Origin of the sequence: Dactylosporangium roseum (assembly GCF_025264685.1) — a bacterium.
Classification (GTDB): Bacteria; Actinomycetota; Actinomycetes; order Mycobacteriales; family Micromonosporaceae; genus Dactylosporangium; species Dactylosporangium roseum.
Map to the genome: position 1 here is coordinate 4,609,518 of NZ_CP073721.1, position 12,967 is coordinate 4,622,484.

Sequence of the window (12,967 nt, forward strand, 5' to 3'; positions counted from 1 at the left end):
GGCTGCATGACCCGTCCGGAGCGCACCGGAGCGAAGCGGAGGCCCTAGTGACCGGACCGACGTATCAGCAACTCGTCGCCGCCTACCGCCGCCGCGCCGACCGGCCGCGCGGCGAGCTGGACCGGGTGCCCGGCACCGGGGACCGGCTGGCGTACAACCCGTGCCTCATCGCCGAGCCCGACCGGACCTGGCTGGCGGTCCGGGTCGAGTCACCCAGGAGCTACTGGCGGGACCGGGCGTCGTGGAATCCGCAGGTCCGCTTCTTCGAGCGGACGCCCGACGGCTGGCACCCGGTGCCGGACGCGCCCGTCTTCACCGCCGCCGAGGATCCGTTCGCCGCCTGGATGACCGGCCCCGGCGGACGGCCGTGGCTGGTCCTCGGGGTCGTCACGCTCGACCACGGCCACACTCCCCCGCTGCCGGTCACCCGGTTCCACGCCGCCCCCGCCGTGCGCGACCTCGACCCGGCGAAGCCGTTCCTCGAGGTGCCGGGCATGAAGGACGTCCGGCTGCTGCAGCGGGACGGCGACGTCGTGGTGTGCGGCCGGCCCCAGGGCGGGATCGCCGGCATCGGGCGGGTCAGCGTGGCGGTCACCGATTCGTACACCAGCATCACCCCCGAGCTGATCGCCTCGGCGCACGTGTTCGTCGACCAGGTCGCGCCGGACACGAAGGTCGGCACGAACGAGCTGTACGACCTGGGCGGCGGCACCGTCGGGGTCCTCGGCCACATCGCGATCGGCGAAGAGGGCTCGACGCAGCGGTACGCGGCGGCGTGGTGGACGATCGATCCCGACCGGCGGACGACGACGGCGCCGGTGGTCGTCGCCGTCCGGGACGACTTCCCGCCCGCCCCGGCGAAATACCCGGTGATCTCGGACGTGGTGTTCCCGGGCTCGCTGGAGGCGCTGCCCGACGGGCGCTTCCGGATGTACTGCGGTCTCGGTGACGCGGCACTCGGGTCGGTGACGCTCACCCTCCCGGCCGGCCTGCCGCACCCGGCCGAGGGCTCATGGCACGGGGAGTCCCGGCACCTCAGCACCTTGGTCGACCGGTCGCCGCGGGAGGTGTACGAGTATGCCGCGAACCCGGCCAACCTCCCCGCCTGGGCGCCGGACCTGTGCACCTCGGTCGAGCTGGTCGACGGCCGGTGGGTCGCCGAGTCGGGCATGGGCCGGCTCCTGCTGGACTTCGCCCCCCGCAACCCCTTCGGCGTGCTCGACCACGACGTGACGCTCGCGTCCGGCGAGATCGTCCACAACCCGATGCGAGTGATCGCCGACGGGGACCGCAGCGAGGTGGTGTTCACGTTGCGGCGCCGGCCGGGTGTGGCCGACGCCGAGTTCGACCGCGACGCCGAGGCCGTGCTCGCCGACCTCGCCGCCCTCAAGCGGGTGCTCGAGGGCGGCAAGGTCCCGGTGGCGTAGCCGGCGCCGTCCGGGTCCGGCCCGCGCTCACCGGTCCGCCGTCACGCCGGTGGGATCAACGCGGTGCCGGCCGCGGCCGGCCCGTCGTGTCCGGCGCGCGACGAGGCCGCCGGCTCGGCACCAGGCGGCACGTCCGGCACGTCCGGCACGGCAGTGTCGGCCACGACGGATCCGAGGCAATGACGTCGCCGCATGTGCCGTCCGGCAAGTGCATCGGACTTCGCCGAACCTCTCGCAAGGCGATCATGGCGTGTGCGACGCTGTCTCAACACCACCGTTCCGGCGCCCGCAGGACCCTCTTCTCCGGACTCTCCACCACGTTCCCGCGCTGCGCGGGGACGGCTTCCGGTTGTCCTGGGTCGGCTGCGACACCGTGGCGGAACGGATCCCGCACGCCGATGTCCACATTGGACAGCGACCGGACTGAGGACCGATGATGCCGTTGACCACCAGCGCGGCGAACGGCCGCGCCACCGACGTAGCCCGCCGCCCGAACGTTGCGAAGGCCGGCCAGAACGGAGCCAGGTCGGCGCAGCGACCGGCCGACACCGAGGCCGGTCGCCGCCAGGCCCGTTCGGTCGCCAGACAGCAGCAGGCCGCCGAGCGCATCGCCTCGGCGACCGCGGAGATCTCCGCCCAGAACGCCGAGGCGTCGGAGGCGTCCCGGCAGCTCGCCGACTCGATGCAACAGATCGCCGCCGGCGCGGAACAGTCCTCTGGCGCCACCCAGCAGAGCTTGGCGGTGATGACCCAGGTCGAGGAGCGAGTAGGCCAGCAGCAGACGACGACCCGTCGGGTCGCCGATCTCAGCCAGGCGCTGCAGGCCCTGCTCGTGGAGACGCGGGTCGGGATCGACAGCCTGTTGAGCAACGTCGACCGGGCCTCCGCACGGCAGACCGACTCCGTGGCCACGATCTCGGAACTGGAGAAGCAGGCCGACGAGATCGGCGAGATCGTCAAGACCGTCGCGCACATCGCGGACCAGACGAACCTGCTGGCGCTCAACGCGGCGATCGAGGCGGCGCGGGCCCGTCAGCACGGCAAGGGGTTCGCGGTGGTCGCCGACGAGGTGCGGACGCTGGCCGAGACGAGCGAGCGCAGCGCCAGGCAGATCCGCGACCTCATCGACGAGGTGCGCACGAGTGTCACCAGCATCGCCTCGGGCGTGCAGCAGTCCGCGGAGACCGCGCGCAACGAGGTCGAGAAGGGCAAGGAGATCACCGAGCAGTTGGAGACCATCCGCGACGGCATGGGCACCATCATGACCGGGGCGACGGAGATGGCCGCGGCCGCCGTGCAGGCGCAGCGGGCCGCGCTCGACGCCAAGGCCAGGTCGGAGGAGATCGCCGCGGCGGCCGAGCAGCAGTCGGCCGCCTGCGAGGAGTCGTTGCAGACGGTAGGCCAGCAGAGCCAGGCGCTGCAACAGAGCGAACAGGCGGCCGAGGTGCTCGCCGAGATCGCCGAAGGGCTGCGCACGAGCACCGACATCAGCAAGAGCGCCGAGGAGGTCGCCTCGGCGGCCGAGGAGCTGTCGGCCGCCGTCGAGGAGATCAACCGCGCCGCCGGCCAGATCAACACGGCGATCAACGAGATCAGCGCCGGAGCGCGTACCGCCGCCGAAAAGGGCCAGCAGACCGCGGAGTCGATCACCCAGATCGAGCGGGGGGCGCAGCTTTCGTCGACGCGCGGCGGCGCGGCCGTGGAGCGGGCCGACAGCATGCTGACCCAGCTCGCCGGGAACAAGGTGTCGGTCGACTCGATGATCGAGGCGATCGAGCAGGCGGCGAAGGACGGCATCGAGAACGTGCGCAAGGTCGCCGAGCTGGAGCAGATCTCCCGCCGGATCGACAAGATCGTGGACGCGATCGCCAACGTGTCGATCCAGACCAACATGCTCGCGGTCAACGGGTCGGTCGAGTCGGCGCGGGCCGGTGAGTTCGGCAAGGGCTTCGCCGTCGTGTCGACCGACATCCGCAACCTGGCCCGGGACTCGGCCGAGAACGCCGACCGGATCAAGGACCTGGTGAAGGCGGTCCAGGACCGCATCGTCGAGGTCCGGGCGGACCTCGACCAGACGAGCCGGCAGGCGCTGATGGAGGTCGAGACCGCACGGGCGACGACCGCACGGCTCACCGAGATCGAGCGCGACATGCAGGAGGTCCGGGCCGGCAACGTCGAGGTGCGCGACTCGGCCGACCAGATCGCCGCGGCGCTCGGCGAGGTCAAGACCGGGCTCGATCAGATCGCCTCGTCGGCGAACCAGGCCGAGCAGCTAGCGACGCAGGCGTCGACGGCCGCGCGGGAGCAGGCGCAGGGCGCCGAGGAGCTCGCCGCCGCGGTGGAGGAGATCGCCGCGCTCGCCGACGAGCTGCAGAACGGCTGAGGCGGTGCACCGTGGAGGAACCGAGCATCATGATCGATGAGCGTGCGCCGGACCGGTCCGCCGACGGCGACAGCGCGGACTTCGTCACGTTCGACATGGCCGGCGAGCGGTACGCGTTCCCGATGAGCCGGGTGCAGGAGATCATCCGGATGCCGGGCGTGGTGAAGGTGCCGCTGGGCCCGCCGAGCCTCGAGGGGCTGGCGAACCTGCGCGGCCGGGTGTTGCCGGTGGTGAGCCTGCGCCGATGCTGCGATCTGACCCAGACGGCGCACGACGAGACGACCCGGGTCGTGGTCGTCGACGGCGGGGTGCCGCTGGGGTTCGTCGTCGACCGCGTCGCAAGCGTCATCAGCGTCGACCCGGAGGCCGTCGAGCCGGCCGAGTCGGTGCAGGCGACCGTGAGCTCCGAAGTGCTCGTCGGCGTCATCAAGGGCGACGACGGGGCGATGACGTCGATCCTCGACGTGGACGAGCTCATCGGCGCCCAGTTCGCCGGCACCGCGACGACACGCGCGGGCCTCGACCCGGTCGCGGCGGCCGGCCCCGGTGGCGCTGAGCCCGCCGACGAGGACGGCGACGACACGCTCGAACTGGTGAGCTTCGCGGTCGAGGGCCAGGAGTACGCGCTGCCGATCGACCAGGTGCAGGAGATCGTGCAGGCGCCGGAGTCGGTGAGTCACGTGCCCAACGCGGCGTCGCGGGTGCTCGGGGTCATGGACCTACGCGGCCGCCTGTTGCCGGTCGTGAGCATGCGCCGGGTGTTCGGGCTGCCGGTCGCCGACCTGGAGCCGCAGAACCGCATCGTCGTGGTGTCACTGGACGGCGGGGTCGTCGGCGTGGTCATGGACACCGTGCGCGAGGTGCTGCGCGTGCCGCACGAACTCGTCGCACCGCTGCCGAGCGTGGTCGCGGCCGGTGGCCGGGCGACGGAGGTCGAGTCGGTGTGCCGGCTCGACGGCGGCAAGCGGCTGGTGTCGGTACTGAGCGTGAACCGCATGTTCGACTCGCCGGAGGTCCGTCAAGAGCTGCGGGAGCGGCAGGACGGCGAACCGGCGCCGGAGCAGACCGAGGAGCAGGGCATGGCCGACGACGGGCGCGGCGACGAGGAGCTGTTCGTCGTCTTCCGGCTCGACGAGGAGGAGTACGCGGTCGACGTCGACGCGGTGCAGGAGATCATCCGGGTGCCGGAGACGCTCATCCACGTACCGAAGACGTACGCGTTCGTCGAAGGACTGGTGAACCTGCGCGGCACCGTGCTGCCGGTGGTCGACCTGCGCACCCGGCTGGGTGTGCCGAAGGCGGCGCGGGACGAGCGGCAGCGCATCATCGTGCTGATCCTGGGCGGGGTGCGGACCGGCTTCATCGTCGACTCGGTCGCCGAGGTCGCACGGGTCAGCCGCGGCGCGCTGGAGCCGGCACCGGAGCTGTCCGCCGAGCAGGCGAAGGTGGTGTCCCGGGTGGCGAACCTGCACCAGCAGCAGCGCATGCTGCTGCTCGTCCAGGTCGACCAGCTCCTCGGCGCGGAGGACACGGCGGCGCTCGGCGACGTCGTGGCCGATCAGGCCCTGACCGCGGTCTGAGGCAGCGGTCGATGCCCGCCACGACCGTGCTCGTCGTCGACGACTCGGCACTCATGCGCAAGATGCTCAGGCAGATCCTGCTCGACGCCGGGACCTTCGAGGTGCACACCGCACGCAACGGCGTCGACGCGCTGGAGCAGATCGAGCGCGTGGAGCCCGACGTGGTGACCCTCGACGTCAACATGCCGGAGATGGACGGCCTGTCGTGCCTGGCCGAGATCATGCGCAGCCGGCCGCGGCCGGTGGTGATGGTGTCGTCGCTGACCGAGGACAACGCGCTGGTGACGCTGGAGGCGCTGCAGCTCGGCGCGGTGGACTACGTGCCGAAGCCGGGCGGCACCGTGTCGCTGAACCTCGCGGACGTGACCCAGGAACTGGTCCGCAAGGTGACGTCGGCGGCGGTCACCCGGCCGGGCCGCGCCCGCGGGTTGCGCCAGCGGCTGCGCGCCCAGCGGGAGCGGGCACCGGTCGAGGCTCCGCCCCCACGGCGCGGCGCGGCCCGGGTCGAGCTGGTGCTCGTCGGCTCGTCGACCGGCGGCCCGGCGCTGCTGTCGGAGCTGCTCCCGCAGCTACCGGGCAGCCTGTCGGCGCCGGTGGTGGTGGCGCAGCACATCCCGGCGACGTTCACCGCGCCGCTGGCCCGCCGGCTCGACGAGGTGTGCCAACTGCGGGTGCACGAGGTGGACCGGGTCATGCCGATGCGGCCGGGCAACATCTACATCGGCCGCGGCAACGCCGACGTGGTCGTCGCCCGGCGCGTCGACGGCCTGGTGGTGAAGCCGGTCCCGGCGAGCGGTGACTACCGCTGGCATCCCAGCGTCGACCGCATGGTCGCCTCGGCGCGGCGGAGCTGCGACCCGAGCCGGCTGGTCTGTGCCCTGCTGACCGGCATGGGCGACGACGGTGCCGCGGAGATAGCGGCCGTCCGGCAGGCCGGGGGCCGCACCGTGGCCGAGGCCGAGGAGACCGCCGTCGTGTGGGGCATGCCCGGCGAGCTGGCCCGCCGGGGCGGCGCGACCGCGGTCCTGCCCTCGCACGCGATCGTCGGTCAGCTCGTCGAGTGGGTCAACTGAGCAGGCGGAAGGACGGGTGGAGGTACCGGCATGGGACTCGTACGGCGCGACAGCACCGCGGCACCGCGGGACACCGATCCGCGGACGCTGCGGGAGCGGCTCACCGACACCGACGCCGACGTGCGCCGCCGGGCCGCGCTCGGCCTCGGTGGCGCCGCCGAGGCGGTGCCGGACCTGCTGGCGCGCGTCCCGGTCGAGACCGATCCGGCGGTGCGCGACGCGGTCCTGACGACGCTCGCGGCGCTCGACCACGCCGACGTCGCCGCCGGGCTGGCCGCTCACCTCGCCAGCGACGACGCGGCGCTGCGCACCGCCGTCGCCGGCGCTCTGGCGACGATGCCGGCCTCGGTCCCGGCGCTGCTGCCGCGGCTGCTCGCCGATCCCGACCACCACGTGCGGATCATGACCGCGATGGTGCTCGCCGACCTGCCGCACCCGGGCGCCGAAGAGTGGCTGACCGGGATCGTCGCCAGCGACCCGCACCCGAACGTCGTGGCCGCCGCGGTCGACGCGCTGCTGCCGATGGCCGGCCCCGGCCACGTCCCGGTGCTGGAGTCGGCCCGGGCCCGGTTCCCCGGGGACCCGTTCCTGCGCTTCACCGTCGACGCGGCCCTGCCGTCCCTGCGGGAGGCGGCCGTATGAGTCCGACGTCGACCGAGGAGGGCCGGCTCTCCGACGCCGAGTTCGAGCGGTTCCGGGAGTACTTCTACAAGCGGACCGGCATCCAGTTCACCCCCGCCAAACGGTACTTCGTGGACAAGCGGATCGAGACGTGCGTGCGCTCGTCCGGCCACCCGACGTTCGGCACGTGGTTCAGCGCGCTGCGCGTGGGTGACCGGCCGGAGCTGCTGCAGGAACTCACGAACCAGCTCACCGTCAACGAGACGTACTTCATGCGCGAGGACTACCAGTTCGACGCGCTGCTCGACCCGGTGCTGCCGCGGGTGCTCGCCGAGCACACCCGGGCGGGGCGATCGCAGGGCCCGGTCAAGATCTTGTCGTTGCCGTGCTCGACCGGCGAGGAGCCGTACTCGATCGCCATGCGGCTGCTGGAGGAGTGGCCGGCGATCGTCCACGTCGACGTCGAGATCCACGCCGCCGACATCGACAGTGACGTGCTGGCCCGGGCCCGGCACGGCAGCTACGGTGGCCGGTCCCTGCAGCGGGTGCCGAAGCCGTGGCTGGCCAAGCACTTCCAGGCCGTCGCCGCCGGGAGGTACCAGATCGACGCGACGATTCGCGACGCGGTCACCTTCCACCGGGTGAACGTCTGCGACACCAACGCGATGCGCGTCTTCACCGACTTCGACGTGATCTTCTGCCGCAACGTGCTGATCTACTTCGACGAGCTGTCCAGCCGGCGCGCCGCCGAGAACCTCTTCGGCGCGTTGCGCCCGGGCGGGTACCTCTTCCTCGGCCACGCCGAGTCGATGAGCCGCATCTCGCCGATCTTCACCCCGGAGCGACTGCCGCAGGGCATCGCCTACCAGCGACCGACGGGAGCACGCGCATGACCGACACCGTTGACGCGGGCCGGGTGCTGGTGGTCGACGACGCCGCCACGGTCCGGATGTACCACAGCCGGCTGCTCACCGACGCCGGCTTCCGGGTCGAGCAGGCCGCCAACGGGCTCGAGGCCGTCGAGTCGGCGTTGGTGCGCCCGTTCGACCTCTTCGTCGTCGACGTCAACATGCCGAAAATGGACGGCTACGCCTGTGTGGAGGCGCTGCGCGGCGAGCCGGTGACGACGTCCGCGCCGATCGTCATGATCAGCACCGAGGACCGGCCCGGCCACGCCGACCGGGCCTACCGCGCGGGCGCCAACCTGTACCTCGTCAAGCCGGTCGACGCCACGCGGCTGGTCCGTGTCGCGACGATGCTGGCGAGCGGCGCGGCGGAAGCGGGCGCCTGGTGAACCCGCTGCTCGCACAGTTCCTCGCCGAGGCCGGCGACCTGCTCGACCAGGTCGGCGAAGGGCTGCTGCGGCTGGAGTCCGACCCCGGCGACGCGGAGCGGGTCAACGAGGTGTTCCGCGCCGCCCACACGCTCAAGGGCTCCTCCGGCCTGTTCGACTTCCCGGAGCTGACCCACCTCACGCACGCCGCCGAGGACCTGCTCGACGCGGTCCGCGCCGGGCACGTGCCGCTCGACTCGGCGCTGACCGACGACCTGCTCGCCGCCTTCGACCTGATCCGTAGCTGGCTGGCGCACGTGACCGTCGAGGAGCGGCTGCCGGGCGGCGCGGAGACGGACGCGGCGGCGCTGATCGTCCGGCTCCGCGCCCCGATCGGCGGTCCGGCGGCCGGCGGCCCCGCCGCGTCGGCCGGCACCGCCCGGGCCGCCGGGGTGGCCAGCCGCGCGCCGGGCTGGGTCGCGGAACTCGGCGCGCAGGTCGTCGACGAGCTCACCGAGTGGCTCGGCACGACGTCGGCGACGCTGCGGTTCGTGCGGTACCTGCCCGACGAGGGCTGCTACTTCCGCGGCGAGGACCCGCTGCTGTTCGTCCGCCAGGTGCCCGCGCTGCACCACCTCGAGGTGCTCCGGCCGGACGTGTGGCCGGCGCCCGACGAATACGACGAGTACGCCTGCCGGCTCGGGTTCGTGCTCGCTACCCGGGCGGCGGTCAGCGAGCTGGAGTACGTCTTCCGCTACGTGTCCGAGCAGGTCGAGATCGTCGAGCTGGACGCGGCGGCGCTGCGCGCTCCGGTCGCGCCGGACCCGGCGGGGCCGCCGGACGAGACCGTCGCCGACGTCGTCGCCGTCCTCGACGCGGCGGCGCACGCGCTCGCCCCGCACACCGGCGGTGCGCCGGCCGGCGCCCACCTGCGCTCCGTGGCCCGCTCGGTCGCGGCCGCCGCGCGCACGCTCGGTACGACCACCGCCGACCTCGACACGGCGGACGCGGAAGGGATCGCCAGCACCGTCCGGGACCTCCTCGACCGCGTCCGCGGCACCGGTGGCGCGCCCGCGGCCGCGGCCACCGCGGACGTGCACCCGACGCACCCGGTGGACCCGGTGGAACGACGCCCCGGCGACGCCGAGACGGGGCAGGTCGGCACGCGGATGCTCAAGGTCGACCAGGCGAAGGTCGACCGGCTCATGGAACTGGCCGGCGAGCTGAACGTGGCGAAGAACAGCCTGACGTACCTCGCCGAGGCCGCCGAGGAGGGGCTCGGCGGCCGGGCGCTGAGCCGGCGGATCAAGGACCAGTACGCCGGGCTGCACCGCATCGCCGAGGAGTTGCAGGCGGCGGTCATGGACGTGCGGATGCTGCCGCTGTCGGTGTCGTTCTGCCGGTTTCCGCGGCTGGTCCGCGACCTGAGCCGCCGCCTCGGCAAGCGCATCGAGCTCGTCACCGAGGGCGGGGACACGATGGCCGACAAGGACGTCATCGAGGCGCTCGGCGACCCGCTGGTCCATCTCGTGCGCAACAGCCTCGACCACGGCATCGAGCCGCCGGACGAACGTACCGCCGCCGGGAAGCCGCCCCAGGCCGCCATCACGCTCTCCGCGATCGCCGACGGCGACGCGGTTGTCGTGGAAGTGGCCGACGACGGGCGGGGCATCGACCCGGCCCGGGTGAAGCTGAAGGCGTACGAGCGGGGCCTCATCGACGAGGAACAACTGGCGAGCATCGGCGACGCCGACGCCGTCAACCTCGTCTTCCAGCCGGGCTTCTCGACCGCCGACCAGGTGTCGGACCTGTCCGGCCGAGGGGTGGGCATGGACGCGGTCCGCGCCAGCGTGGAGCGGCTCGGCGGCACCGTCACCATGCGTTCGGAGCTCGGCGCGGGCACGGTCGCGCGCCTGCGGCTGCCGCTGTCGATGGCCGTCACGCAGGTGATGGTGGTCAGCGTCGCCGGCCAGCGGTTCGGCATCCCGGTCGACCTGGTCGTCGAGACCGTACGGGTGCCGCGGCGCGAGATCGGCCGGGTGCTGCACCAGGACGTCGTGGTGCTGCGCGAGGAGGTCGTCCCGGTCGTCGACCTCGCCGAGACGCTCGGCATGCCGTGGCAGCCGGAGCCCGGCGCCGACCGTGCGGTCCTCGTCGTCAACGTCGCCGGCGGCCGGGCCGGGCTGCTGGTCGAGCGTTTCCACCGGGAGGTCGACGTCATCCTCAAGCCGATGGACGGGCTGCTGCGCGGGGCGCCGCAGTTCGTCGGTACCGCCCTGCTCGGCGACGGGCTCGTGCTGCTCGTTCTCAACCTCAAGGAGGTGATCGGTCTTGGCGCTCGAGCTGCGTGAGCGCACCGCCGTGCTCAGCGGGGTGGTGACGGTCGAGGAGGTCGAGGAGCTGGCGGCATGGCTGCGCCGCACGCCGGAGGCCGGGCTCGACCTTCGCAACTGCAACCATCTGCATACCGCGGCTTTGCAGGCGATCCTCGCCTTCGCGCCGAAGATAACCGCGGTACCTGATGACAGCTTCCTCTCAGCGCGGCTGCTTCCGGTGCTCGACCCACCGAAGACCGCTGTTGCCGAAGGGACACGACATGACCACCGTGATGCTGGTTGACGACTCCGCCACGATCCTGATGAGCCTGAAGAGCATCCTGACGAAGGCCGGCTATGCCGTGGAGACCGCCGGTCACGGCCGCGAGGCGCTGGACAAGCTCGGCGGCGGCCTGCGCCCCAACCTCATCATCAGCGACGTCAACATGCCGCACATGGACGGGATCTCGTTCACCCGCGAGGCACGCAAGTCCGCCGGGATGCGCTTCACCCCGATCCTGATGCTGACCACCGAGTCCGAGCAGACCAAGCGCGCCGAGGCCAAGACCGCCGGGGCAACCGGCTGGCTGGTCAAGCCGGTCGCGCCGGACCAACTGCTGGGCGTCATCAAGCAGGTGCTGCCGGGCACCTGACCCGCGATTGGAAGTACGAAGATGGCATCGCTGCTGGAACGGTTCGGGACCGGACGACCGCGGGAAACCGAGGCCGAGCAGGTCCGCCGCGACGTGGTGACCACCGCGCTGGCTCCGGTGCCGGCGTACTGCGACGTGATCACCGCCCACCTCACCGACGTCGTGGAGCACACCGAGACGGCGGCGCGGTCCATCGTGTCCCAGCTTGCGCACGTCGACGCCCTGGCCGAGACGATGGCCGGCAACGTGGACGGGCTCGCCGGCGCCCTCCAGCGCACGCAGCAGCAGGTCGACGAGGCCAGCGGCACCAACGCCCGCCTGGTCGACCGGCTGGTCCGCCACTTCATCGAACGCGACCGCCAGGTGCGCGAGCTCGTCAACGAGATGCGTGACCTGCGCACCCACGTCGCCGCGATCGAGGAGGTCAGCCGGGCGACGAACATCCTCGCCCTCAACGCGATGATCGAGGCCGTACGGGCCGGCGAGGCCGGCAACGGCTTCGCGGTCGTCGCCGACGAGGTCCGCAAGCTCGCGGACCGGTCGTCCGGCGCGGCCAGCGGCATCGGCACCAGCATCGCCGACCTCACCGCCCGGCTCGACGCCGTGCTGGAGGACGACAGCGGCTTCGACCGGGTCGACGACACGGCGGCGGTCGACCTGGACAGCCGGACCGGCAGCGCCATGACCCGGCGGCTGGCCGGGATCGCGGCGGCGCAGCGGGAGGTGACCGCCATGATCGACAACGTCCTGGGCGAGACCGTCCGCGCCGCCGACGACGTGCGCCGCAGTTCCGACGCGCTGGCCGCGGAGACGACCGGTGCCATGGGGCACGTCCAGTTCCAGGACATCAGCCGCCAGATGATCGAGCACGTGGTCGCCGCCGTCGCCGACGTGCGCCGGGAGGCCCTCGACGTGCAGCGGTACGCCAGCGGCGAACTCCCGCCCGACGAGGTGCTCGGCCGGGTGGTCGACGTCGAGGACCTGCGACGACGTCACGTCATGGCCCGCCAGCGCATGACCCACACCACCACCACCACCGGCGACGGGGCCGCCGAGGACACGACCGACGCCATCGAGCTGTTCTGACCCCGGAACGCTCCCGCGCCCGGGAGTCCGGCCACCGCGGCCCGGTCCACGGTCGTCAGGATCCCGCGTGCTCGCCGGTCCCGGTGCCGTCCCCCAGGGCCGTGGCGGCGCCGCGTCCGGCCCGTCCGGACGTGGCTGCGCACGCGTCGACTCGTATCGCCGGTATCACTGCTGAGTGAACCGTCGTGAATCGGCGCTCACCGTGCTGCGATCGTCGTGCAACATGCGTGGCCATCTTCACGATACGTCACTGATCGACTACCCTGAATGCGCTGACGATCAGGAAGGAGCGACGATGCCGAAGAAGATCCTCAGATGGGGTGGCTTGGCATTCCTGGTGTTCTTCGTGGCGTACCGGCCGCAGTCGGCGGCGAACATCGTGTCCACGGTCGGCGGCGGCCTGCTCGACCTCGCCAACGGCTTCGGCGAGTTCTTCTCCACCGTCTTTAGCTGACCCCACCGGCGGCCATGATCATGGAGCGTTTCGACACCCAGGGCCATGCCGCCCGACTCCATGATCATGGGAACGATGTGGCTACCCCGATAGCCAGCTCCT

The 12,967-nt window shown here is 72.3% G+C and carries 13 protein-coding genes; 12 read left to right on the forward strand and 1 reads right to left on the reverse strand.

The features are described from left to right. Positions 1-47: 47 nt before the first annotated feature. The gene (locus Drose_RS21630) at positions 48-1,427 is read left to right on the forward strand and encodes a DUF1861 family protein (protein WP_260723112.1); all 1,380 of its coding nucleotides are present in this window, start codon (positions 48-50) and stop codon (positions 1,425-1,427) included. 41 nt (positions 1,428-1,468) lie between these two features. Here Drose_RS21630 and Drose_RS21635 read toward each other — a convergent pair whose 3' ends face one another. Further along, a complete protein-coding gene (locus Drose_RS21635) occupies positions 1,469-1,591 on the reverse strand; it encodes a hypothetical protein (protein WP_260723113.1) in 123 nt (40 codons plus the stop codon). A 269-nt stretch (positions 1,592-1,860) separates the two neighbouring features. On the opposite strand from Drose_RS21635, the gene Drose_RS21640 reads away from it, so the two are divergent. The 11 genes from Drose_RS21640 to Drose_RS21690 all read left to right on the forward strand — a co-directional run bounded on the left by Drose_RS21640 (position 1,861) and on the right by Drose_RS21690 (position 12,865). Beyond that, positions 1,861-3,810 carry a methyl-accepting chemotaxis protein gene (locus Drose_RS21640; RefSeq protein ID WP_260723114.1) on the forward strand — a complete coding sequence of 650 codons (1,950 nt, stop codon included), beginning with the start codon at positions 1,861-1,863 and terminating at the stop codon, positions 3,808-3,810. A gap of 29 nt (positions 3,811-3,839) precedes the next feature. Beyond that, positions 3,840-5,390 carry a chemotaxis protein CheW gene (locus tag Drose_RS21645; RefSeq protein WP_260723115.1) on the forward strand — a complete coding sequence of 517 codons (1,551 nt, stop codon included), beginning with the start codon at positions 3,840-3,842 and terminating at the stop codon, positions 5,388-5,390. Between the two features lie 11 nt (positions 5,391-5,401). Continuing rightward, positions 5,402-6,463, forward strand: a complete 1,062-nt coding sequence (cheB, locus tag Drose_RS21650) for a chemotaxis-specific protein-glutamate methyltransferase CheB (protein WP_260723116.1) — start codon at positions 5,402-5,404, stop codon at positions 6,461-6,463. 30 nt (positions 6,464-6,493) lie between these two features. After that, positions 6,494-7,105, forward strand: coding sequence for a HEAT repeat domain-containing protein (locus Drose_RS21655; protein ID WP_260723117.1), 612 nt, complete (start codon positions 6,494-6,496; stop codon positions 7,103-7,105). After that, a complete protein-coding gene (locus Drose_RS21660; protein WP_260723118.1) occupies positions 7,102-7,977 on the forward strand; it encodes a CheR family methyltransferase in 876 nt (291 codons plus the stop codon). The genes Drose_RS21655 and Drose_RS21660 overlap by 4 nt, the downstream gene beginning before the upstream one ends. Continuing rightward, the gene (locus tag Drose_RS21665; protein WP_260723119.1) at positions 7,974-8,378 is read left to right on the forward strand and encodes a response regulator; all 405 of its coding nucleotides are present in this window, start codon (positions 7,974-7,976) and stop codon (positions 8,376-8,378) included. Before Drose_RS21660 ends, Drose_RS21665 begins: the two co-directional genes overlap by 4 nt. Beyond that, positions 8,375-10,708, forward strand: coding sequence for a chemotaxis protein CheA (locus tag Drose_RS21670; protein ID WP_260723120.1), 2,334 nt, complete (start codon positions 8,375-8,377; stop codon positions 10,706-10,708). The genes Drose_RS21665 and Drose_RS21670 overlap by 4 nt, the downstream gene beginning before the upstream one ends. Continuing rightward, entirely contained in the window at positions 10,689-10,976 is a 288-nt protein-coding gene (locus Drose_RS21675) for a hypothetical protein (protein ID WP_260723121.1), read from the forward strand. The genes Drose_RS21670 and Drose_RS21675 overlap by 20 nt, the downstream gene beginning before the upstream one ends. Continuing rightward, positions 10,954-11,325: a response regulator gene (locus tag Drose_RS21680; RefSeq protein WP_260723122.1), complete on the forward strand. Its 372-nt coding sequence runs from the start codon at positions 10,954-10,956 to the stop codon at positions 11,323-11,325. Before Drose_RS21675 ends, Drose_RS21680 begins: the two co-directional genes overlap by 23 nt. A 21-nt stretch (positions 11,326-11,346) precedes the next feature. Further along, on the forward strand, positions 11,347-12,411 hold the full coding sequence (locus Drose_RS21685) for a methyl-accepting chemotaxis protein (protein ID WP_260723123.1): 1,065 nt from the start codon (positions 11,347-11,349) through the stop codon (positions 12,409-12,411). Between the two features lie 175 nt (positions 12,412-12,586). Beyond that, complete coding sequence (locus Drose_RS21690; protein WP_260723124.1) at positions 12,587-12,865, forward strand: hypothetical protein; 279 nt, start codon at positions 12,587-12,589, stop codon at positions 12,863-12,865. Positions 12,866-12,967: the final 102 nt, after the last annotated feature.